Genomic DNA, 22,620 nt, shown 5'->3' with positions numbered 1-22,620 from the left:
GCATTTCATAAGGAATAGCAGCACTGGAGTCCGAAACATAGCTCCAAAGGCTTGAAATTTGTAAATAACGTCAACTGGGTCCTTAACGTAAGCCCCAGAGAATGAGTATGACTCTGCACTAATAATGGGATGTTCTCCTTGTAATGGGACAATCTTCTTGTTGGAATCAAAGAGAGCACCCGATTATATCAGCTTCCAAAGAGCAGGTGTAGAAGCTGGCTCCCACCCCTGAAGTGAAGTGTGAGGCTGCAAGCAGGTATACGTTTTTCCACTGTAGGCAACGACATCACCTACTTTATAAGCAACTCCTGTTACCCAGCTAGACCCTCCCGAAGTAGGTGTAGCAGTCGGTAATGGAGTTTGCGTGGGTGTTACGGTTGCTGTAGGCGTCGGAGCCACCGTTGGTGTCAAAGTCGGTGTTACCGTTGGAGCTACAGTTGCCGTTGGTGTAGACGTTGCTGTTCCACACACGCTGATGTATTTCCAGACACCCTCCGGTCCGCTAAGATCGGGACGATCTCCCTGTGTCCACCACTTGGCTTCATAGAGTGAACCGTTGTAGGAAACGCGTTGTCCGCCAGTATATGCGGTTGCCGCATTCCAGGTCGCTGCCGAGCATTGTCCCGGCGTAGGAGTAGGTGTTGGCGCTACAGTTGGCGTTGGCGTCACGGTTGCCGTCGGAGTCGGTGTTGTTGTAGGTGTTGCCGTTGGTGTTGCTGTTGGTGTAGTCGTCGGAGTAGGTGTTGCTGTCGGTGATGCAGACGGTGATGCAGACGGTGTTGGTGTTGGCGTTGGCGTAATGCCACCGTACAGTTTATCGTATTCCTGTTGGGACGAGTTTCCGTTCAGGGTGATTCGCTGTGGACCGCCTGAAAAATTCAGCTTCATCATACCCGGAATTTCAAGTGAAGCTCCGTTTGCAATGGTTTGAGTAGCTGTACCTGTAATACGGTAGCGGTTGAAATCCCAGGCCGTGGAGATTTGCTCAACGCTACCGGCTCCCCATGCCGATGTTAGGGTTGTAGTTGTTGGCAGGTCGAATTCTAGCTTCCAGCCACCGGGAATATCCGCACCGGTGTTGTTCGTTATTTTTAATGAATAGGTATAGTTCGGATGATCATAAGCGCCGCTGAAGCTGAGGTTGAAGTTTTTAGGTTCAGGCAACTGCGGCTTAGGAGCTCCGCCCGGCGGCGTGGCTGTTTTCAGCTGATCATAGGCAAAATCGGTCAGAGAATTGCCGTACGTATAAGTGCCATCGCTCTGCTCAGAGTAATCGCCCGTTAATTCCCAGAACATCATGCCTCCCAAGCCTTTTTGTTTAATGTAATCCAGCTTGTAGCCTAGAGATTCCTTATCTTCATACGTAAGAAAAACCTTCTTGTCTGCGTTGAACAAGTACGGTGTTTTGGTAACAGGGTCGAAGTAACGTTTATTCGCTGGATCTTTGAGCAGATTTAGCACATGCCAGATCGGATTTGCACCAGCAGGCTGCTCTGGTGCGGGATCATTCCAGATGCCGTATTGGCCATCTGCTCCCCCACCGGTTGTCGGAGCTGTGCCGTAAAGGCCGGTATTGTTGATGCCTCCATTCACATTTTTCCAGCCTCGTGAATAATAAGGAACTCCGATCACGATTTTTTCCGGAGGAAGCGTACCGAGATAGTATCGGACCGCCCAGTCGGTATTCAGAACCGGAGTACCCAGCGCAGCAGTTTCAGTATCGCGGGAATCCGGGTACAGTGCAGAATGCGGCCCTACATAACCATTCCACGCACCATGGAAATCATAGGTCATAAGGTTCGCCCAGTCTAAATACTGATTGGCTTCCCCAAGCTTCATGCCCCCAAGAATCCAGGAAGAGGCGGTGGCCGCAATAGTCAGGTCATATTTCTGATTGTCTTGTGAACCTGCCAGATCGAGCTTTTCGCGAAGTTTTTTCATAAGAAGAACGTAGTTGTTGTAATTAACTGTACGCAGCGGTTCTGCCACGGCAAAATCGTTAGGATTACCGGACTGCCCAGTGCCAGAAGGGTACTCCCAATCGATGTCCACTCCGTTGAACTGATAGGTACGCAGAAAATCCACAACACTATTGGCAAAAGCTTCTCGCCCGGCTTCCGAATTCGCCATGTTGAAGAATCCTCCGGAACCCGACCAGCCGCCAACAGAAATCAGGGTGCGTACATCAGGATAGAGCTGTTTGTACTTGATCAGTTGGTTAAAATGCCCCTTAAAAGGCAGGGTAGTCAGCTGACCGGGATAGTCTTTTTCGATTGCAGCTGTACGGTCCATGAGATCAATCTTGTTCGTTTGAGGATTTACCTTGGCGAAGGCGTAGTTAATATGGGTAATTTTATCCCACGGAATTTTGTCTACGGTGTAAAATCCTTTGTTCTCCTGATCGCCCCACTCTGGGAAGTAAGCAACGATTTTGCGAGGATGGTCAGCTGCTGGAGCGGGAGCGGAAGGTGTTGTTTCCGTTGCATGGGCCACTGGTAAGGATGCACCTGTCCCGGTGTAAAGTGGAACCAGAACGATTAGGCTCATTAGCGCAGCAAGGTAACTTATGGATATTTTGCGCTTAGCACGTGCTTTTGCAATCATATTTAATATACCTCCAAGGGGGGATAATGTTATTTAGGGAACGCTGCTTCCTGCATGACTTTAATTGAGCTTCCAAAGAGCAGGTGTGGTGGCTGGCTCCCAGCCCTGAAGTGAAGTGTGGGGCTGCAAGCAGGTATATGTTTTTCCGTTGTAGGCGACGACATCACCTGTTTTGTACGCAACGCCTGTTCCCCAGCTAGACCCTTCCGAAGTAGGTGTAGCGGTAGGCAAAGGAGTTGGCGTAGGTGCAACGGTTGCAGTTGGCGTTGGCGCGACAGTAGGCGTAGGTGCAACGGTTGCGGTAGGCGTTGGTACTACCGTAGGTGTTAAAGTTGGGACCACAGTTGCAGTTGGCGTTGGTGTCGCTGTTCCGCATACGCTGATGAATTTCCAGACCCCATCAGGTCCGCTAAGATCAGGACGATCCCCTTGCGTCCACCACTTGGCTTCATAGACTGAGCCATTGTAGGAGACACGCTGTCCGCCAGTGTATACGGTTGTTGCACCCCAGGCCGCTGCCGAACATTGTCCCGGTGTAGGCGTTGGGGTTGGCGTCACGGTTGCAGTTGGCGTTGGCGTTGCTGTTGCCGTAGGAGTTGGAGTTGCCGTAGGTGTTGGTGATGTGGATGGTGTCGGTGTCGGCTGCACCACTCCGCCACCAAGATCGGCGTTTAGTTTATTGGTTAGTGTTTTGTTCCGGTCACCACTTGTTTCCCAGAACATGACACCTGCAAGACCCTTGGACTTCAGGTAGCTGATCTTGTGGCCAAAGGATTCTACGTCGTCATAGCTGATAAAGGTTTGATTTGTTGGATTATAGAGATAAGGCACTTTGGATGTATCATTCCAATAGCGGGTATAGCCGTTTTTGTTGATATAATTAGCTTCGAGATCATAGAAATCATAGCTGCCTTTTTCCCATGTTCCTGTTGGTGAGATGCCAGCGGATACCTGATATTGGCCGTTTCCTGAAGCCGGAGCTCCGCCCCAACCACGACCGTAAAAAGCCATGCCAAGTACAAGCTTGTTCGCAGGTACACCATTCGCAAGATAGGAGGTTACCGCTTTATCGATGTTAAAATTTTGCGGTTCGGTTAAGCCCGAAGCGGAAGCTGCGGGATCATAGTACAACGGAGCATTATGTCCGGTGGTGGTGTTCCAGCTCCCATTAAAGTCATAGGTCATAATATTGATCCAGTCGACAACGGAAGCAATGCCGGCCAGGTTATTGTTGTTGATATACGTTGGGCCTGCCCCGGAAGCAATGGTCAGCAGATAGGTTTTTCCATCCGCCGCGCCGGCTGCATTTAGCTTTTCGCGAACTTTTTGCAGCAGCAGTACATAGTTTTCTTTATCTTCAGGACGGTAGCTATTGCCTGCGAGTCCACCACTTACTGGATATTCCCAGTCGAGATCCACGCCGTCCATCTTGTATTTTTGAATAAAATCAACCGCGGAATTGGCAAAAACCTCACGGGTCGCAGCTGTCGCAGCTACATCCGAGAAACGGTTCGACCAGGTCCAGCCCCCAACGGAGATTAGGGTCTTCAGGTTCGGGTTCTTTTCCTTCAGCTTCCATAGCTGCTTCAGGTTACCTTTGATGGGATCATCCCATTTGTCATCCCCGAAGCTTTTTCCAGTGTCAATCCAAGGGTCACCAAGAACAATCGTACCGTTCGGAACGCTGATGGCTTGGCCTTGTTCATTCTGGCAAGACCAGGTCACCGGATTAGGGCCGGTGGGGTCGGGATTGCCATGAATGCCATTCCAACAAATATCCGCAAAAGCGTAGTTAATGACATTCATTTTGGTAGGATCGATATCTGTTACATTGTAAGCACGCCCGTAAGCGGCCCATGAAGCGTAATAACCAACCAGTTTGTAATCCTGTGCGGCGTTGGCTGTTTTGGGACTGCCACCCAGGGTGGAAAAGAGTGTCAGAACAAGCGCGGCGATCATCGCAATTGCAAAGGTTTTGCGTGAAGCTTTTTTCGTGAAGATCATTGAATTTCTACCTCCTAGATTCAAAGTGTAGTTCGAAATTCTTTTCGGCAAGATGTCCTGACCTTCACCTCCCGTCGGTTGTAGTGCACCATCACCCTTGGCGTCCCTATCATTCTATTGAAGTTCAATTCGTAGATTCAGCAGCAAAAAAGCAGCGGTCCAAATCAAGCCTTACCCAATCAGTAAGCGCTTTCTTTTATGCTTTTTGTGTGCTGCTGTTTCCATTGATTTTAAAAGATGTAACATGCTGTGTATGGTTTGAATGAATAGAGGAGGATGTTTGGAAGTTGGATAATTAGGATGAATTAGATATAAATGGGTGATGGTAACTCTTATTCTCAAGCATAGCTTGCAATTGCGCTAGGGATAAAATCAGGTGATATAGGGGGAGAATTTTCTAATTTATAGTGACTTGTCAAAAAGTGAACCCTTTTGGATTTGTATACTCGCCTTTTATCAAGAAACTCATGAAGAAACACATAACCACCGATGTAATGAATATAAATTATATACATGCCTGAAATATTTTTTTATGGAACTATGCAACGCATCGATGTTTCTTTTCGTTATAGTAGTATCATACGGAAGGTGGTGGGCTCACCGATGGTTGTGTGGGTGTTTTGGCTGATCGCAGCCGGTGTCCTGTTTGTTGTAGAGATGATGACGCTTACTTTTTATTTATTGTGGCTTAGTATTGGTGCTTTGGCCGCAGGTTTGGTGTCGCTGATTGTTCCCGAAGCCATTTTGTTTCAGGTGGTCCTTGGATCACTGGTCGCACTTGGTCTGACTATATTCTCGAAACCACTGGTTTCTAGATTTCGCCATTCACGTGGGTTCAAGGATACAGGTACAGAAATCATCGGTAGGCAAGGAGTAGTTGTTGAGCCGATAGAGCAGGGACGTTACGGGCAAGTGAAGGTAGGCGGAGATACGTGGAGCGCGACCTCTGAACAGTCTCTGGGCAAGGATGAGGTTGTAAGAGTAGTGAAAAGAGGCACGACGATTATCGAAGTAGAACGATGGGGGGAAATGAACTAATGCAATGGGCAATTATCGCAATTATTATTGTAGTGGTCGTAGTTTTTGTGGCATTAACAGTCAAAATCGTACCACAGCAGCGGGTAGGCGTAGTGGAAAGGCTCGGTAAATTTAATCGTCTGCTGACACCGGGGCTGAACATTCTGATTCCTGTAATTGATCAGGTGCGCACCTACCATGATTTACGGATTCAACAAGCAAATGTACCTCCGCAAACGGTAATTACAAAGGATAACGTGCAGGTGCAGATTGATACGATTATTTTCTACCAGGTGGTTGGACCAGAGGAAGCTACTTATGGTATTTCTGATTATGTCTATGGGGTAAGAAACATTTCGACGGCAACGATGCGGCAAATCATCGGTAAGCTGGAATTGGATGAGACCTTGTCTGGACGGGAAAAGATTTCGACGGATATCCGTCTTGCCCTCGATGAAGCTACTGAGAAGTGGGGCGTGCGAATCGAGCGTGTGGAAGTTATCGATATCAAACCGCCGTTGGATATTCAGGAAGCGATGGATAAGCAGATGAAAGCAGAGCGGAGCAAACGTGCCATTGTTTTGGAAGCGGAAGCTGCCAAGCAGGATATGATCCTACGCGCTGAAGGGGATAAACAGAGTAAGATTCTAAAAGCAGAAGGCGATAAAGAAGCGCGTATCCGTCAAGCAGAGGGTTCACGGCAGGCGCAGGAACTGGAAGCACACGGTGAGGCTAAAGCGATTCAAGCCGTGGCAGAAGCAGAAAAATCACGCATTGAGCTGATTCGTTCAGCAGGTCTGGATGAGCAGGTGCTGGCTTATCGTTCCTTCGAGGCTCTGGCTGAGATTGCCAAAGGCCCTGCTAATAAAGTGTTCTTGCCAACTAGCGCTGTTGAAACGCTGGGAAGTCTTGGAGCGATTGCGGAAGTCTTCAAAGCGAGCAAGGACAGTAAATAGATTTTACAATTCGAGCTTATTCCGTTAAAGTAAAAAGCAAAAACAACCTTATGCATATGAAGCTATTGTTGTTCATGCTAACTTTGAAGGAGAGAAGCTACTGTGACGCAAAAAGAAATTTCACCGCTAGTTGAACTGCTTGGATTACAGCCTCACGTTGAGGGTGGTTGGTACAAAAGACTTTGGAATTCGGAATTTGAAATTTCGCAGGAAGTGTTAGGCGATAGCTATTCTGGATCACGTCATTCGGCATCTTCAATTTATTTTCTGCTTCACGAAGGCGAACAATCTGATTGGCATACTGTATTGTCCGATGAAGTTTGGTTGTGGCATTCCGGTAGTCCAATCGTGCTTAGTCTCGGAGGTAATGGAGATAAGCCTGAGGATGTGCAGGAAGTTATTCTGGGTCTCGATATTGCTGCAGGCCAGCAGCCACAAGTGGTTGTTCCAGCGGGAGTATGGCAGGCCGCGCGTTCGTTAGGCAAAGAGCCGACGCTGGTATCCTGTATTGTTTCTCCTGAATTCCATTTTGATGATTTCAAACTAATTGAGAAATAAAGAAGAGCGGGGGCGCTTACGCCTCCGTTTTTTTATAAGGATTTGGGGAATGATGAAGCCATCTGCTATACTTTTTATGGTAGCGTTTGCTTCTTAAGTGGGTAAAAAGGTTAAGTATGTTTAACGAAATAACAATAAGCTTGGAGGGTTAAGTGATGAGTGAATTGAATGCACCGTTCTCGGGTGGTCCTACTTTAAATGATGGGGTGACCATGCCGTGGCTGGGTCTTGGCGTGTATAAGACTAAAGATGGCGAAGAGGTTATTCATGCGGTCAAAACCGCAGTGGAATTAGGATATCGAAGTATTGATACGGCAGCCGGATACAATAACGAAGAAGGCGTAGGACAAGCTATTCGTGATTGTGGAGTGGCCCGGGATGAGCTGTTTATTACGACTAAAGTACGAAATCCTGATCAAGGTTATGAGTCTACGCTAAAAGCGTTCGAGGATAGCCGGCGCAAGCTAGGTCTGGACTATCTAGATCTGTATCTCATACACTGGCCGGTGGCAGGAAAATATCGTGAGACATGGAAGGCCTTAATTCATCTGCAAAAAGAGGGCCTCATCAAATCTATCGGCGTGAGCAATTTTCAGGTTCATCATCTGAAAGATATCATCGAGGATACCGGAGTGGTACCAGTGGTGAATCAGGTGGAATTCCATCCGCTGTTGACTCAGCGTGAGCTGCTGAAATATGCCAATGAACAGAGCATTCAGCTTGAAGCATGGAGTCCATTAATGCAAGGGAATCTTGATCTACCGCTCTTAAACGAGCTGGCTGAGAAGTATGGCAAGACCCCTGCTCAAATTGTACTTCGCTGGGATTTGCAGCAAGGTGTCATTACGATACCTAAATCCGTACATGCGGATCGAATCAAGGAGAATGCGGGATTCTTTGACTTTACGCTTAGTGATGAGGATGTCAAAACTATCGAGGGCTTGAACAAAGACCATCGATTTGGCCCGGACCCGGACAACTTTAACTTTTAAGGATCGTTCAGATAAGATCGTAGAGTAATTATTGCAAATACAAGCCAAACAGCAAGTCACCGGATACGGGGACTTGCTGTTTGGCTTGTCGATTATCTCAGTTCTCTACGCGCTTATTGGATGGAGACGTTATATTTACGCAGCCAGAGATCCACTTGGGCGAGGTAAGCAAACAGCTGAGGACCGGACATGAGCTGGCCGAACCAAGGCAGATTGGTTGAGGATTCCGGAGAAGCGGCGATCTCACGGATTTTGGCAGCATCAATTAATGGAAGTATGGGTGAAGTAGAGTCATCCAGAATGTTTAATACCTGAGTTCGTACCGCATTTAAATAGGCAGGATTATGAGTTTTGGGGTAAGGGCTTTTTTTGCGGTAGAGCACATCGTCTGGAAGAATGCCTTCAAGAGATTTACGTAAAATCCCTTTTTCACGGCCCCCCAGATTTTTGATTTCCCACGGAATATTAAATACATATTGAACGAGTCGGTGATCACAATAAGGAACACGTACCTCTAGCCCTGCGCCCATGCTCATTCGGTCTTTACGGTCTAGCAGAGTAGGCATGAAGCGGGTGATATTCAGATAGGACATTACGCGCATTTGTGCTTGTTTTCCCGTTTCTCCATCCAACTTCGGAACTTCAGCCACCGCATCGCTATATCTGTCACCCAAATATTCCAGTGGACGGATCCACTCGTTAATTTCTGGGGAAAGTAGACTTGCACGCATTTTCGGAGCAACTGACCAAGGAAAAGTGCCTGAGGAGAGCATTTCCTCACGGTGGAACCAAGGGTATCCGCCAAAAATCTCATCCGCAGCTTCACCGGAAATAGCTACTGTCGCGTTCTTTTTAATCTCCCGGCAAAATAAGTACAAAGAAGAGTCTACATCGGTCATCCCTGGTAAATCCCTAGTGTACAAAGCATTATCCAGCGCTTCTACAAGCTCCGGGGTATCGAACGAGATGTAGTGGTGGTTTGTATTCAATTCATCGACCATTCGTTTAATCCACGGCCCATCTGCTCCCGGCTGGAAAGTATGACTTTTGAAATGTTTGTCGTTATCTACATAGTCTACGGAATAAGTATCCACTTGTCCCTGACCATTCCGGTTGTAGTAATCCACTGCAAGTGCCGTCAGCGCACTGGAATCCAGCCCTCCCGACAAAAGAGAGCAAACAGGGACGTCTGAGACCAGTTGGCGTTCGAGTGTATCTTGGAGCAGTTCACGCACCTTAGCGGCTGTCTCTGCTTCATTGTCAGTATGCTTTGCGCTCTCCAGCTTCCAATAGGCATAACTGCGCAGACCTTCACGGCTATAGATCATAGCATGACCTGGACGAAGCTCTTGCATATCCTTATAAACACCATGACCCGGTGTACGCGCTGGACCGATGATGAAGATTTCTGCGAGACCTTCAGGACCCACGATTGGTTGTACCTTAGGATGCTGCAGCAACGCTTTAGGCTCTGAGCCAAAAACTAGCACATCATCAACCTTGCTATAGAACAGGGGTTTCACACCTAAACGGTCACGTGCAAAAAAGACTTGGTCGCGAAGACCGTCCCATACTGCAAAAGCAAAGATTCCATTTAGCTTCTCTGCGCAATCCGGCCCCCATTCGATATAGGAATGCAGTAGCACTTCTGTATCGCACTGGGTGCGGAATTGATGCCCTCGCTGTTTAAGTTCTTGTTTGAGTTCGAGGGCGTTATATAATTCGCCGTTGTAAACAATCGCGTATACCTGTTCCTCATGGCGGGTGATCATGGGCTGGGCACCGTTCTCCGGATCGATAACGCTAAGTCTGCGGTGACCGAAAGCACAGGGGCCTGAGATCCAGGTTCCGGCTGCATCGGGGCCGCGGTTTGCTAAAGTTTCAGTCATTTTGACCAGCAGCTGCGAGTGCTGAGTGAGATCTCCGCGCCACTGGATAAATCCGGTTATTCCGCACATGATGGTTCATCCTCTCTTTTGTGCGATTGTTGTCCTTACTTTTTTGCCAAGTAATACAGATATATGCCGAAGGAAGGCATAAAATGTATGTCCTTATCCGAACACTAGGGGAGAGGGGAATTTGCCAGGAGGGAAGGATGACAGGTGTATTATATTAAAGACGCCAAAATTCGCAGAATGATGGAGTACGATGGTGCGCCTTGTGCAGAAGTGGGTGTTTTGCCGGGTGCTGTTAGTGATCCTGCGCTTTTGGTGTATATCGTTGAGGATCGGCGTGAAGAGGGATATGAGATTGTCCGTATTCTGACTAATGATGCTGATACCTCTACCGATTGGTTTGATAACAATATGCATGACGCTTTTCAAGATGTGACCTCGAGTGCATTTACAGGCAGCAACTTCATGTCGCCAGAAGATGAGCATTCCAAGTTTCAAAGAGAATTACTCACTTTTGGGGATTTGAAAAAGCAGCTGGAGAAGCGTTTTCGAAAGCTGGAGTAAATAACGAAGGCTTGTAAAGTGTACACTGGAATCGCTGAAAAGGACGGCAGAAATGCCGTTCTTTTCATTTCCTGTGGTTACGCTGACGTGTGAAAAACCCGCACCGAAAACTCTTTTATTATTTTTCTAAGTTGTTTTGACTTGAAAAATCCGCTGAATAAGGTATAATAAATATCGTTGCGTCAATACATAGTATTTATTTCTTATATGTCCCGGTAGCTCAGCTGGATAGAGCATGCGCCTTCTAAGCGCACGGTCAGGGGTTCGAATCCCTTCCGGGACGTCAATTAACAGCCTTCCTTCGGGAAGGCTGTTTTTGCGTGCGCGAGTTTTAGTTCGAGGTCACACACGGGATACCTTTGTCTTCCTTCTTGAATTAAACGTCGAAATTCGAGTCATCGTTGAACATTAAACTTCAAACGACTAGATCACATTTGTACATACGCAGCAGCTATCGGACTCAGAGGACCTCTGTCAAGAAAGTGGACAGTCACGCAACAGACATTCTAGTCAATTGCTCAGCAAAACGAACTGGAGAAAGATACCCCAGCGCGCCATGCATTCGCTTGCGGTTATAATAAAACTCAATATATTGAAAAAGTGTCTGGTAGGCTTGCTCCTTAGTTTTGAAGCGTGGATTACAATAAATGAGCTCCTTTTTCAAAATGCTGTGCCACGACTCGATACAGGCGTTATCATAACAGTTACCTCTGCGGCTCATGCTGGACTCCATGCCATACGCTTTCAACTGCTGCGTGTATTCATGAGAAGTATATTGAGAACCTCTATCGGAGTGATGTAATAGACCCTTTTCCGGTTGTTTAGCTTCGTAAGCATCTTGTAAAGCGCCAGAAATCAAGCTAGTTTCCATATGGTTTTCCAAGCGCCACCCCACGATTTCGCGCGTGCAAAGGTCCATCACACTAGCCAGGTACAAGCGCCCTCCCCGGCAAGGAATGTACGTAATATCGGTAACCCATACTGAATTGGGTTTGAGTATTTTAAATTGCTGGTTCAGCGTATTTGGGGCAATCGGATGGTCATGATTGGAGTCGGTGGTCTGTACGCGATACGTTTTGGCGACAATGGAGCGAAGCTTCATATGTCGCATGTACACACTCACCGTGCGTTCGGTAACGGTATAACCTTCTTGATGTAGCAGGCGGGTGATCTTCGGACTCCCATACCGCTTTTGATGGTCTGCAAAATGATACTGAATTCGCTTCATTATCGCAGCCTTACGAAGCATATGCGTACTGTTTTTTTCTGTCCGCCACTTGTAGTACCCGCTCCGTGACACATGTAGGGTCATGCACATCTTCTCCAAGAGAAACTCGGAGCGATGTTTTTCAATAAACTGGAATCTCAGTTCCTTGGTTTGCTGAAGATGTGCACTGCTTTTTTTACGATCGCTAATTCCTCTTCCACATCAGCAATCTTGTTATCTTTTTCTTGAAGTTGACGGCTCATTTCTTTCAACTGTGCCTCGAGTTCCCGTACTCGATCCACGCTAGCTGCCGGTTCATTCTTTAGTTCTCGATACTGGCTCATCCATTGATGCAGGGTACTTTTTGGGATGTTGAGCTCTTCCGCCAAGTCGCCCACTGTCTTTGTTTGCTCTTGAATGAACTGCACTGTCTGTTTTTTAAATTCTTCGTTATACCGTTGTCGATGTTCTCCCATGTGAACACACCTCCGTGGACTCATTATCGCCAGTCTGTTAACTACTGTCCACTTTTTATTCTAGCTTCACAGAGGACCTTAAATGCTGAAAAGTGTGGGATTTTCGATGTTATCGGACTCCATTATCGCTATTGGTATCAAACGTGCCCCAAAAGAGCCGCTTTCTCAGGAATAGCTGCACTGGAGTCCGAAACGTTGCTCAAAAGGCGATAAATGAGCAAATAAGGTCATCTGAGTCCGCGAGTCTCCTCGGTCTGAGTAATGCTGGTTACTTGGTGTTGTGCATCTATTGTTGTTGACTGCATGGCGAGTTTGATGGTGGGGACTTACGGTTTGAGCATCGATTGGTGTGAACGCTTGGGCGTGTTTAGCTACTAATCATCGTTGAACATCAAACTTCGAACATCTAGACCATATTTGCACATACGCAGTAGCTATCGGACCCAGATGACCTTAAATGCTGAAAAGTGCCACATTTGCGATGGTATCGGACTCCATCGTCACTATTGATGCCAAACGTGCCCAAATGAGCCACTTTCTCAGCAATAGCTGCGCTGGAGTCCGAAACGTATCTCAAAAGGCGATAAATGAGCAAATAAGGTCATCTGAGTCCGCGAGCCTCCTCAGCAACAGAAAGTGCTGGTTACTGGTGTGTTGAGTTACTTATTTTGCACATACCCAGCTGCTATCGGACCCAGATGACCTTAAATGCTGAAAAGTGCGGAATTTTCGATGTTATCGGACTCCATCGTCGCTATTGGTATCAAACGTGCCCCAAAAGAGCCGCTTTCTCAGGAATAGCTGCACTGGAGTCCGAAACGTTGCTCAAAAGGCGATAAATGAGCAAATAAGGTCATCTGAGTCCGCGAGCCTCCTCGGTCTGAGTAATGCTGGTTACTTGGTGTTGTGCATCTATTGTTGTTGACTGCATGGCGAGTTTGATGGTGGGGACTTACGGTTTGAGCATCGATTGGTGTGAACGCTTGGGCGTGTTTAGCTACTAATCATCGTTGAACATCAAACTTCGAACATCTAGACCATATTTGCACATACCCAGCTGCTATCGGACCCAGATGACCTTAAATGCTGAAAAGTGTGGGATTTTCGATGTTATCGGACTCCATCGTCGCTATTGGTGCCAAACGTGTCCCAAAAGAGCCGCTTTCTCAGGAATAGCTGCAGTGGAGTCCGAAACGTATCTCAAAAGGCGATAAATGAGCAAATAACGTCATCTGAGTCCGCAAGCCTCCTCAGTCTCAGCAAGTGCTGGTTACTTGGCGGTGTTATGTACTAATCGCCGAAGAATGTAAATTACCCATTATGCGCACGCTAACCTCAAGCCATAAAAAAGACCGCTCCTAAAGAAGCGGCCAGATTTCCTCCCAGACGATATCCAGGATGCCCTGCATGTTATCTTCCATGCTGTTAATTGCAATGACTGCTTGAGCGTCCGGCACCACAAGACAGAATTGTCCATGAGCGCCATCGGCACGGTAAGCGTCGTGGGAGCAGAGCCAGAATTGGCAGCCGTATCCTTCTCCCCAGTCGCCGATTCCATCATTGTCGATCTGTTTTTGTGTAACAAAATCGATCCATGCTGCGGGAATCAGTTGCTGGCCCTGCCACTTTCCTTGCTGTAAAAGCAGCTGTCCAAACCGGCTTAACTCTTCCGTGTTAATCTGAAGTCCGGCACAGCCAAGGGTTACCCCTTGAGGTGTTGTTTCCCAATCCACATTGTTTATACCCAGAGGTGCAAACAAACGAGGTACCAGATAATCCTTTACGGTTTGCCCGACTCGGGCTTGCACCATTGCAGAGATCATAATGGTATCTCCGCTGCTGTATGTAAATTTCTCTCCGGGAGCTCTGTCTAAAGTCAGAGATAAATAATGCTGCACCCAATTTTTATCCTTCAAGGCTAATCTCTCTTCCGCCCAAAATGGAGGGGAGTCGTGCCCTGTACTCATTCGCAGCAAATCGAACAAAGTTATATCTCCGGGCTGCATGGAAGGGGGTGTTTGTTTAAGAGGAGAGGCATACTCCGGAAAAACATCTTTAAGCGTTGTTTCCAGTGTCAGCTTCCCTTCATCAATGGCAAGACCTACTGCCATAGAAGTAAAAGACTTGCTGACGGAATGCTGCAAGCGCCGAATATCCTCCGTGAGATCCAGTTTTCCCACAAGGTTTCCGTTTTGAAGCACACGAACATTGAAGATATTCAGGTTTCGTTCACGAGCCTTAGCTGCGAATTGAGCCATGTTCAACATAAAAAGAGTCCTTCTTTCTCTTGATATTCCTAGCTAGGATAGCGAAGTGACAAAAAGAAAAACTAGAAAAATGAGTGGAAACGTTTTCTGTTAAAACGATAAAAATCACTAAATTGATGGTATTCCATTCTTATTTTAAAGTCAATAAAGCAAGGAAAACTATTGTTTGATATATAAATACCACTTATTTCTAATTTATAGATTGAGTAACTATAGACTTATTGTAATTTTAACCAAATAAAAAGTGATGAATCACAATTTTTTTTGTGTTTTTAGTTGACTTATAAAAATTACCTGTTCATAATGGACGAAGTAAGCGAAAAAAACACGCTAAGGACTCAAAATGATGTCGTGGGAAACGTTTCCCATCATTTCATGCGTTTCCACAACCTGATTTTCATCGGGTGAAGGGGGGACTCATCATAGGAGTGGAGCAAGGTAAATATGAATATCAAAGATATTGCAAGGCTATCAGGCGTGGGTATCGCCACAGTCTCCAGAGTAATCAATAATAGCGGTGTTGTAAGCGATACAACTAGAGCTAAAGTAATGGCGGTTGTTAGAGAACATAACTATATTCCAAATGGTAATGCGAGCAACTTGAAAAAAACGCGATCCAATACCATAGCGCTAATGGTAAAAGGGATCTCAAACCCGTTTTTTGCAGACATGATCAAGGAAGTTGAACGCCAGGTGAACCTGCGGGGATGTCCGCTAATGATCCAGCATGTAGAAGATGGAGTAGACGAGATCGATATCGCTCTACAGCTTGTAAAAGAAAAAAATCTATATGGCATAATTTTTATGGGCGGAACGTATGATCACTCCGAAGATAAATTCAAACAATTAAAAATTCCATTTGTTCTGACTACCATCACGACTACAAAAGAAGTCGATCCTGCTGTTTTTTCAAGCGTGATCATTGATGATCTTCAGGAATCTTATAAGGCTGTCAGCTATTTAATTTCATTAGGACATCGCAATATCTGTTTTTTGGCCAGATTTCCTCTGGTGCAAAATACAACAGGCAACCGGCGGCTTATGGGATATATCAAAGCGCTTGAGGAGCATGGAATTGAGTACGACCCTTCAATGGTAGAGGATTGTGAATATAGTCCCAGCTCTGGCTTTACAGCTACCAAACGTCTGCTCAATAAGAAAAAAGATATCACTGCTGTTTTTGCTGCATCAGATACGATTGCCATTGGGGCGGCTAAGGCGTTATTGTCCTTGGGCTTATCAATTCCAAATGATGTTTCGATTATCGGATTCGACGGGATTGAAATGGCAGAATATTATCATCCATCTCTGGATACGATCAGCCAACCCGGAGTGGATATGGCGAAGGCCAGTGTTGAAATTTTGTTTGACCTGATCACAGGTGATTCGCAAAACAAACATATGGTATTCGAATCCGTACTGGTTAAGCGGGGATCTTGCAAGAAAATAAACAAATGAATAAGAACGAAAAGGAGATAACTCATGGCATTATTAACAGTTGAGACAGGCTCTCCTACTTTGAGAATGACAACGACCATCAGTATTATCTCCCCCGTCGATTCAGGCAACATGTCTGGAGGAACGCTCTACCTGCTGCATGGTGCTGGTGATAACGCCAGTACTTGGCACAGGATGACTACTATTGAGCAGTATGCAAGTCAATATGGTTGTACAGTCATAATGCCGCAAGTAAACAGGAGCTATTATACAGACATGGAGTACGGACTGGACTACTTCCACTATGTGACCCATGAGCTTCCCGAGCTTTGTGGTCGAATGATGAGGTTGGATGATAATCCGCAGAAGACGTATATCGCTGGTTTATCGATGGGCGGGTATGGCGCTCTGAAATGTGGACTTACCTATCCCGAGCGTTACAGCAAAGTGGTTTCGTTATCAGGGGTTACCGATCTTCAGAAACGATTAAACGATCCGCAAATGTCCAAGGACATGGCGAGGGAGATGGCGGGTACTTTTGGAAAACGCTTACAAATTAAGCCGGATCAGGATCTGTACGCTTTAGCCACTAAATTGGTCGACGATAGACGTAACCTGCCTTCGATTCTGACTTGCTGTGGTTCGGAAGATCCGTTTGTGGAGATGAATCGGGAATTCGCAGCTTACCTGGAGACGACCCCTTATGAATTTCAGTATGTTGAGACCCCTGGAACTCATGAATGGCGATTCTGGGAGGAACATCTGAAGACAACCTTTGATTTCTTGTACAACTAAAAGACATAAGCAGAGTGAGGAGATGCAAATTGAAATCCGAAGTTGCAATACCGGCTAAAAAAATGAACGACAGCAGATTCCAACTGTTCCTAAGAGAAGTCTGGAAGAACAGAATGGTCTATACTCTGGTGCTTCCTGGACTAGTGTGGCTTTTCCTATTCGCTTATCTGCCGATGGGTGGTCTATCTCTGGCTTTTAAAGATTTTAAAGCGAATTTAGGAATTTGGGGCAGCCCATGGAGCGGATTCGAGAATTTCACCTATGTGTTCCGTGACCCAGCTTTTATTGACGCCGTATGGAGAACGTTAACCATTAACATCGGTAAGCTGATTATTCAGTTCCCTTTTCCAATCATATTGGCATTGCTGCTGAATGAACTGCGCATGAATCGTTACAAAAAAGCTTTACAGACGGTGTTTACATTTCCGAACTTCCTGTCATGGATCGTAGTATCCGGGGTTGTTATCAATGTGCTTTCCTATGATGGTCTGGTCAACAGCCTCATTCAAATGTTTGGCGGGACAGGCATTAACTTCCTAGGTTCTGAAAAAATGTTCGTTCCGATGTTGTATCTTACGGATATCTGGAAATCAGCAGGTTGGGGAGCCATTATCTTTATGGCCGCTATCTCTGGTATTGATACAGACCAATATGAATCCGCACAGATTGATGGTGCCACACGCTTGCAGCAAATGTTCCGCATTACTCTGCCTAACATTCTTCCGACGATTACGATCATGTTTATCCTTTCCGTCGGTGGCCTGATGTCATCTGGATTTGACCAAATCTTTAACTTGAGCAACGCTGCAACGAAAAACGTCTCAGAAGTACTAGATGTGTATATCTACCGAATCACGTTCCAGTCTTCAACAGACTTTTCATTCTCCACTGCAGTCAGTTTGTTCCGTTCACTTGTTAATATGATTCTGCTGATTCTGGCAGATAGAGCTGCCAAACTTATGGGCGGAGACGGTTTATTCCGGTAAGAAAGGAGTGCAAATGTATGAGTAAAAAAAAGCTGACAATTATGCAAGACCATAAAAAAATGACCGCTATGGATTATGTGATTTTCGTAATTCTGAGTGTGGGCGCTTTGGCCATTCTTATTCCATTCTGGAATGTCATTATGATTTCTTTTTCTACGCAAAAAGAATACGCTGATAACCCTATGATGTTATTTCCGAAGAACCCAACACTGGAATCCTATCGGGCACTCTTTGCTGATGGGCGGATCGGGACAGGGTATTGGAATACCTTTAAGATCTTAATCTTAGGACTCCCGCTTAGCTTGTTCTTAACGACAAGTATGGCTTACGGCCTTAGCCGCAATAAATTCCCGGGTAAAAAGCTGATTTTTATGCTTGTCCTGTTCACAATGATTTTTAATGGCGGGATTGTACCTTTGTATCTGGTGATGAAGGATCTGCATCTGACAGGCAACCTTTGGTCAGTTATTCTGGCTGGAAGCTTCAGTGCGTTTAACCTGATTCTGATGTCGAACTATTTTAGCAGTCTGCCTGAGTCCCTGATGGAATCTGCGCGACTTGATGGTGCTGGGGAATGGAGAATCCTGTTCTCTGTAGTCCTGCCATTATCTGCTCCAATCGTAGCTACCATCACACTGTTCTACGGAGTAGCCTTCTGGAATGGATGGTATGACGCCATGATCTTCCTGCGGAAAGCGGATCAGATGCCACTGCAAAACGTGTTGCGATCTATCATTATGGAAGCCCAAGTGAATGCATCGAATGCCACAAGTGTTGACGCAGTGGGTAAACAATCATTCTCCATGGGTATGAAAATGGCGGCAGTATTCGTTACCATGGTTCCTATTATGTGTTTCTTCCCAATGCTCCAAAAGCACTTTGCCAAAGGGGTACTTACAGGGGCTATCAAGACCTAGTGGTTTATGATTTATCCATATAAAAGAGGGTCAGTCACACAATTTAAGGAGGACAAAATGAATATTTTAAAAAGAAAATCTGTAAAGTCAATCCTTGCCGGTGTTTTATGTCTTACTCCAATCATGTTGGCAGCATGCTCAAGCTCAGACAATAATGCTAATAGCGGAAATTCAGGCAATCCAACAGATGGATATAAAGATGAGTTGAAGATTTCGTTAGCCAGCACCATTAAGACAACAGAATCTGATTTTGATAACGTGTATCATAAATATTTTACGGATAAGTTCAATATTAAATGGGATTACAACTATATTGAATGGGATTCATGGGCTGAGAAGCTGCGCCTGTGGATTAACTCCGGTGATCTTCCTGACGTAGCAAGCTGGAACTATGTTCACGGTGATGCTCTTAATTACATTGATCAAGGGCTGCTGTACAAGCTGCCAGATGACTGGAAAGAACGTTGGCCGAATGTGGCAGCCGCTTATAAGCTGACAGGACTTGGCGATGAATTGGAGAAAGCGGTAGGTGGCACTTATGTTCTGCCAAGACCGGTATACTTTGAGAACAAGCCGGCAGATCCGCTCATTAACCAAATCGGAGTAATTGCTCTGCGTTCTGACTGGGCTAAAGCCGTTGGTTTTGAATTGAAAGATGCCTACACTACTACAGAACTGATGGAATTTGCTAGATTGCTTAAAGAGAAAGACCCTGGCAAGGTAGGAGATAAACTCATTCCTATTTCTTATGACATCAACGATGCTTTGACTAATATTGTAATGGCTAATAGCGTGCATTCCAGAGTAGAGTCGGCATTCTATAAAGATGCAGATGGCAAATACCAATGGGGTCCAGCCAACGATGAAACGTTAGCGGCACTGAAAGAACTTCAAACTACTTATAAAGAAGGACTGCTGCACCCTGAGTTTTATACTTGGAAAAATGGCGAATCTGGCCAAAAGTTCACAGTTAACGGTGTTTCCGGTATTACGAGTCTAGGTGGTTTGGCTTCTTACAGAAAAGACATGGACGTTAAAATGAAAGATAACCTAGGTGTAAATAGTGATGACCTAGTGCACACAGCTATTGTACTTGGCGATGACGGTAAATATCGTAACCTCGATCAAGTTAACTTCTGGTCTGCTGTAATCTTCTCGCCAGATATTAGCAAAGAGAAATTTGAACGGATTATGGACTTCATGGAATATACAACAAGTAAAGAAGGTCAATTGACCGTTAACTTGGGCTTTGAAGGAACAGATTGGAAAAAAGGCGAAAATGGCGAATTAATCAGCTTACTCCCTGAAGGAACAACATTGGATAAGAAATATCCGAACCGTTTTGAAGGACTGTATGTCTTGGCGGATGACTTTAGTATCGTGAACCCTGCGATCAAAAAAGAATATCGCGATCGTTCTGTAGAACTGTTCAAAGAAAAAGCTGAGCTTGCTTTAAAAGACAAAGCAACGGCTGAATATGACTGGGATTACCAGTTGTATGATTCCAAGGCTAAAAATCAGGCTTCCTTTGACTATGCTACAGAATACACTAACCTGATTTTGAAACCAGGCGATCTAGAGACGAACTGGAAAGAATGGGTTAAGAGCAAACAATCCCTCGTTCAGCCGGTTCTAGATGAACTAAACAATCTAAAAAAATAGCTTTCGCCCTATGCATGTAGGAATGAACCTACAGGACCCGCGTGCAATTCTTGCACACGGGTTTTTCCATTCATAGGCATCGGCAGAATTGAACAATGGAGGATTTGAAATGAATGAGCAGCAACTGACTACCTTGTTGAACCAGATGACGCTTGAAGAAAAGATTGCACAATTGCAGCAGCTAGCCGCTAATTTCTATGAAGGGGCAGAGGATGGAGGACAAATCACTGGCCCTATGGCATCCATGGGAATTACGGACCACATGATCGAGAGCAGCGGCTCTGTACTTGGTCTATCAGGTGCAGCGCAAGTCATTGCGGTTCAGGAAGCCCATTTACGCAAAAATAGATTGGGCATTCCCTTGCTGATGATGGCGGATATTGTGCATGGCTTCAAGACGATTTTTCCGGTCCCGCTGGCAATTGGCTGCTCTTGGGATATGGATCGCGCAGAGCTGAGCGCCGAGATTGCGGCAAAAGAAGCGGCAGTCTCCGGTGTGCACGTTACTTATGCGCCAATGGCGGATCTTGTACGGGACCCGCGTTGGGGAAGAGTAATGGAGTCTACAGGAGAAGATCCATATTTGAATGGTAGGTTTGCCCGTGCGTTTGTGCGCGGATTTCAAGGAAGTGACTTGACTGGTGATGTAGATCGTCTGGCGGCTTGTATTAAGCACTTTGCTGCCTATGGTCTATCCGAAGGCGGCCGCGATTATAATACGGTGGATTTATCGGAACGGCAGCTGCGTGAATATTATCTGCCGGCCTATCGTGCAGCACTGGATGAAGGTGCAGAAATGGTCATGACTTCATTTAATACGATTGATGGGATTCCGATAAGCGGCAACGTCAAGCTGCTTCGCCAGCTGCTTCGTGAAGAATGGGGATTTGATGGCGTATTGATTTCGGATTGGGGTGCAGTGAAGGAACTGATCCCACATGGTGTCGCCGAGGATGAGGCTGAGGCAGCACTTAAAGCCATCAAAGCTGGTGTAGACATCGAGATGATGACGGCTTGTTACGTTCATCAGCTTCCGGCGCTTGTTGCAGATGGACAAGTAGATGAGAAGATTATTGATGAAGCTGTGCTTCGTATTTTGAAATTGAAGCAAAGATTGGGCTTGTTCGAGCATCCGTTCCGCGGAGCTGACGTCGAGAAAGAGCGTGAGGTAATCTTCTGTGAAGATCATCGAAATGCGGCGCGTGAGTTGGCGGCTAAATCCTGCGTACTGCTCAAGAATGATCAGGTTCTGCCGCTCGCTGCAGAGCAACGGATTGCGCTAATTGGACCGTTTGCTACTAGCGGAGATATTCTTGGACCGTGGTCCTGGTTGGGTTCAACGGAAGAAGCAAGCCGTCTTGCACCGGCACTTCAAGCTCGCGCAGGTGCGGGTAAGATTACTGTTGCAGAAGGTTCTGGAGTCGATAGCTTTACAGAGGAACAGTGGCTGGAGGCGGAAGCGGCTGCTAAGCAAGCTGATGTGATTGTACTGGCGCTTGGTGAACATTCAGAGATGAGTGGAGAAGCGGGCAGCCGTTCAGATATCCGTTTGCCGGAAGCGCAGCTTGAGCTTTTACAACGTCTGAAACAGCTGAATAAGCCTATCGTGGTGGTGTTGTTTAATGGACGTCCACTAGACTTGGCCGGTGTGTACGAGCATGCAGATGCTATTCTGGAAGCCTGGTTCCCAGGCAGTGAAGGCGGAGCGGCAATTGCCAGCCTACTTTATGGAGATGAGAATCCTTCAGGAAGATTAACGATGTCTTTCCCGGTATCCGTTGGGCAGATTCCAGTCTATTACAATCATTTCAACACTGGACGCCCACTTCATGCTCCGGGTGCCGACAAACGTTATGTCTCGCAATATCTGGATATTCCTAATGAGCCGCTTTTGCCATTTGGTTTTGGACTAAGCTATACGACATTTAGCTATAGTGAACCAATTCTGTCCGGTGAAATCATGACTGAAAATCAGCCTATTGAAATAAAAGTTACGGTGACCAATACTGGAGAAGTAGATGGGGAAGAGGTAGTGCAGCTGTATATCCGAGACATTTCCGGAGAGGTCGTCAGACCAATGAAGGAACTGAAGGATTTTGCCAAAATCAACCTCTCACCAGGGGAAAGTCGTGAAGTGATCTTTACCCTTACCGAACAGCAGCTTCGTTATTATCATAGCGATCTAAGCTTTAGCAGTGATCCGGGACGATTTAAATTATTCGTCGGTTCGAACAGCAATGAGGTTAAAGAACGGGATTTTTGCTTAACATTAGCATAAGTAGA

At 46.1% G+C, this 22,620-nt stretch carries 17 protein-coding genes and 1 tRNA gene; 12 read left to right on the top strand and 6 right to left on the bottom strand.

The features are described 5' to 3' along the window. Positions 1-183: 183 nt before the first annotated feature. Both MKZ16_RS26295 and MKZ16_RS26290 read right to left on the bottom strand, forming a co-directional pair. The gene (locus MKZ16_RS26295; protein ID WP_076106600.1) at positions 184-2,604 is read right to left on the bottom strand and encodes a glycosyl hydrolase family 18 protein; all 2,421 of its coding nucleotides are present in this window, start codon (positions 2,602-2,604) and stop codon (positions 184-186) included. A gap of 60 nt (positions 2,605-2,664) precedes the next feature. Then, a complete protein-coding gene (locus MKZ16_RS26290) occupies positions 2,665-4,608 on the bottom strand; it encodes a glycosyl hydrolase family 18 protein (protein ID WP_076099467.1) in 1,944 nt (647 codons plus the stop codon). Positions 4,609-5,121: 513 nt separating this feature from the next. Here MKZ16_RS26290 and MKZ16_RS26285 point away from each other — a divergent pair. The 4 genes from MKZ16_RS26285 (at position 5,122) to MKZ16_RS26270 (ending at position 8,131) form a co-directional block, all read left to right on the top strand. Beyond that, on the top strand, positions 5,122-5,646 hold the full coding sequence (locus MKZ16_RS26285) for an NfeD family protein (protein WP_256718601.1): 525 nt from the start codon (positions 5,122-5,124) through the stop codon (positions 5,644-5,646). Next, positions 5,646-6,581 carry an SPFH domain-containing protein gene (locus MKZ16_RS26280; protein ID WP_036686962.1) on the top strand — a complete coding sequence of 312 codons (936 nt, stop codon included), beginning with the start codon at positions 5,646-5,648 and terminating at the stop codon, positions 6,579-6,581. Before MKZ16_RS26285 ends, MKZ16_RS26280 begins: the two co-directional genes overlap by 1 nt. 102 nt (positions 6,582-6,683) lie before the next feature. Continuing rightward, complete coding sequence (locus MKZ16_RS26275; protein ID WP_036686965.1) at positions 6,684-7,139, top strand: cupin domain-containing protein; 456 nt, start codon at positions 6,684-6,686, stop codon at positions 7,137-7,139. Between the two features lie 155 nt (positions 7,140-7,294). Next, entirely contained in the window at positions 7,295-8,131 is an 837-nt protein-coding gene (locus MKZ16_RS26270; RefSeq protein ID WP_076099466.1) for an aldo/keto reductase, read from the top strand. A gap of 113 nt (positions 8,132-8,244) precedes the next feature. Here MKZ16_RS26270 and asnB read toward each other — a convergent pair whose 3' ends face one another. Continuing rightward, positions 8,245-10,089: an asparagine synthase (glutamine-hydrolyzing) gene (asnB, locus tag MKZ16_RS26265; RefSeq protein ID WP_076099465.1), complete on the bottom strand. Its 1,845-nt coding sequence runs from the start codon at positions 10,087-10,089 to the stop codon at positions 8,245-8,247. A 144-nt stretch (positions 10,090-10,233) separates the two neighbouring features. On the opposite strand from asnB, the gene MKZ16_RS26260 reads away from it, so the two are divergent. After that, positions 10,234-10,590 (top strand): hypothetical protein, encoded by a 357-nt coding sequence (locus MKZ16_RS26260; RefSeq protein ID WP_036686975.1) that lies wholly within the window; start codon positions 10,234-10,236, stop codon positions 10,588-10,590. Between the two features lie 209 nt (positions 10,591-10,799). Next, positions 10,800-10,873 (top strand) — tRNA-Arg (locus tag MKZ16_RS26255). 207 nt (positions 10,874-11,080) lie between these two features. Here the strand turns inward: MKZ16_RS26255 and MKZ16_RS26250 are convergent. The 3 genes from MKZ16_RS26250 to MKZ16_RS26240 all read right to left on the bottom strand — a co-directional run bounded on the left by MKZ16_RS26250 (position 11,081) and on the right by MKZ16_RS26240 (position 14,540). Further along, positions 11,081-11,944 (bottom strand): IS3 family transposase, encoded by an 864-nt coding sequence (locus MKZ16_RS26250; RefSeq protein ID WP_339815975.1) that lies wholly within the window; start codon positions 11,942-11,944, stop codon positions 11,081-11,083. Positions 11,945-11,955: 11 nt separating this feature from the next. Next, positions 11,956-12,273, bottom strand: a complete 318-nt coding sequence (locus MKZ16_RS26245; RefSeq protein ID WP_036683594.1) for a transposase — start codon at positions 12,271-12,273, stop codon at positions 11,956-11,958. A 1,358-nt stretch (positions 12,274-13,631) separates the two neighbouring features. Further along, positions 13,632-14,540: a serine hydrolase gene (locus MKZ16_RS26240; protein ID WP_076106592.1), complete on the bottom strand. Its 909-nt coding sequence runs from the start codon at positions 14,538-14,540 to the stop codon at positions 13,632-13,634. A gap of 444 nt (positions 14,541-14,984) precedes the next feature. Here MKZ16_RS26240 and MKZ16_RS26235 point away from each other — a divergent pair, with 444 nt between their 5' ends. The 6 genes from MKZ16_RS26235 (at position 14,985) to bglX (ending at position 22,615) form a co-directional block, all read left to right on the top strand. Then, positions 14,985-15,998, top strand: coding sequence for a LacI family DNA-binding transcriptional regulator (locus MKZ16_RS26235; protein ID WP_036686978.1), 1,014 nt, complete (start codon positions 14,985-14,987; stop codon positions 15,996-15,998). 24 nt (positions 15,999-16,022) lie between these two features. Further along, positions 16,023-16,772 carry an alpha/beta hydrolase family protein gene (locus MKZ16_RS26230; RefSeq protein ID WP_076106595.1) on the top strand — a complete coding sequence of 250 codons (750 nt, stop codon included), beginning with the start codon at positions 16,023-16,025 and terminating at the stop codon, positions 16,770-16,772. 62 nt (positions 16,773-16,834) lie between these two features. Further along, complete coding sequence (locus tag MKZ16_RS26225; RefSeq protein ID WP_036687012.1) at positions 16,835-17,758, top strand: ABC transporter permease subunit; 924 nt, start codon at positions 16,835-16,837, stop codon at positions 17,756-17,758. A gap of 17 nt (positions 17,759-17,775) precedes the next feature. Then, positions 17,776-18,675 (top strand): carbohydrate ABC transporter permease, encoded by a 900-nt coding sequence (locus MKZ16_RS26220; protein ID WP_036686985.1) that lies wholly within the window; start codon positions 17,776-17,778, stop codon positions 18,673-18,675. Positions 18,676-18,732: 57 nt separating this feature from the next. Then, positions 18,733-20,337, top strand: a complete 1,605-nt coding sequence (locus tag MKZ16_RS26215; RefSeq protein ID WP_038573076.1) for an extracellular solute-binding protein — start codon at positions 18,733-18,735, stop codon at positions 20,335-20,337. A gap of 109 nt (positions 20,338-20,446) precedes the next feature. Further along, a complete protein-coding gene (gene bglX / locus MKZ16_RS26210; RefSeq protein WP_076106596.1) occupies positions 20,447-22,615 on the top strand; it encodes a beta-glucosidase BglX in 2,169 nt (722 codons plus the stop codon). Positions 22,616-22,620: the final 5 nt, after the last annotated feature.

The sequence above is a fragment of the Paenibacillus sp. FSL R5-0928 genome (assembly GCF_037970385.1).
GTDB classification, from domain to species: domain Bacteria; phylum Bacillota; class Bacilli; order Paenibacillales; family Paenibacillaceae; genus Paenibacillus_AQ; species Paenibacillus_AQ odorifer.
The sequence above is the reverse complement of the archived record's forward strand: the minus strand, read 5'-3'. Positions and strand labels throughout refer to the sequence as shown.

What these genes read in the sequence shown, in the direction of transcription:
- MKZ16_RS26295 (WP_076106600.1), bottom strand. Translation starts at nt 2,604, where the DNA reads ATGATTGCAAAAGCACGTGCTAAGCGCAAAATATCCATAAGTTACCTT.
- MKZ16_RS26290 (WP_076099467.1), bottom strand. Translation starts at nt 4,608, where the DNA reads ATGATCTTCACGAAAAAAGCTTCACGCAAAACCTTTGCAATTGCGATG.
- MKZ16_RS26285 (WP_256718601.1), top strand. Translation starts at nt 5,122, where the DNA reads ATGCCTGAAATATTTTTTTATGGAACTATGCAACGCATCGATGTTTCT.
- MKZ16_RS26280 (WP_036686962.1), top strand. Translation starts at nt 5,646, where the DNA reads ATGCAATGGGCAATTATCGCAATTATTATTGTAGTGGTCGTAGTTTTT.
- MKZ16_RS26270 (WP_076099466.1), top strand. Translation starts at nt 7,295, where the DNA reads ATGAGTGAATTGAATGCACCGTTCTCGGGTGGTCCTACTTTAAATGAT.
- asnB (WP_076099465.1), bottom strand. Translation starts at nt 10,089, where the DNA reads ATGTGCGGAATAACCGGATTTATCCAGTGGCGCGGAGATCTCACTCAG.
- MKZ16_RS26245 (WP_036683594.1), bottom strand. Translation starts at nt 12,273, where the DNA reads ATGGGAGAACATCGACAACGGTATAACGAAGAATTTAAAAAACAGACA.
- MKZ16_RS26240 (WP_076106592.1), bottom strand. Translation starts at nt 14,540, where the DNA reads ATGTTGAACATGGCTCAATTCGCAGCTAAGGCTCGTGAACGAAACCTG.
- MKZ16_RS26235 (WP_036686978.1), top strand. Translation starts at nt 14,985, where the DNA reads ATGAATATCAAAGATATTGCAAGGCTATCAGGCGTGGGTATCGCCACA.
- MKZ16_RS26230 (WP_076106595.1), top strand. Translation starts at nt 16,023, where the DNA reads ATGGCATTATTAACAGTTGAGACAGGCTCTCCTACTTTGAGAATGACA.
- MKZ16_RS26225 (WP_036687012.1), top strand. Translation starts at nt 16,835, where the DNA reads ATGAACGACAGCAGATTCCAACTGTTCCTAAGAGAAGTCTGGAAGAAC.
- MKZ16_RS26220 (WP_036686985.1), top strand. Translation starts at nt 17,776, where the DNA reads ATGAGTAAAAAAAAGCTGACAATTATGCAAGACCATAAAAAAATGACC.
- MKZ16_RS26215 (WP_038573076.1), top strand. Translation starts at nt 18,733, where the DNA reads ATGAATATTTTAAAAAGAAAATCTGTAAAGTCAATCCTTGCCGGTGTT.
- bglX (WP_076106596.1), top strand. Translation starts at nt 20,447, where the DNA reads ATGAATGAGCAGCAACTGACTACCTTGTTGAACCAGATGACGCTTGAA.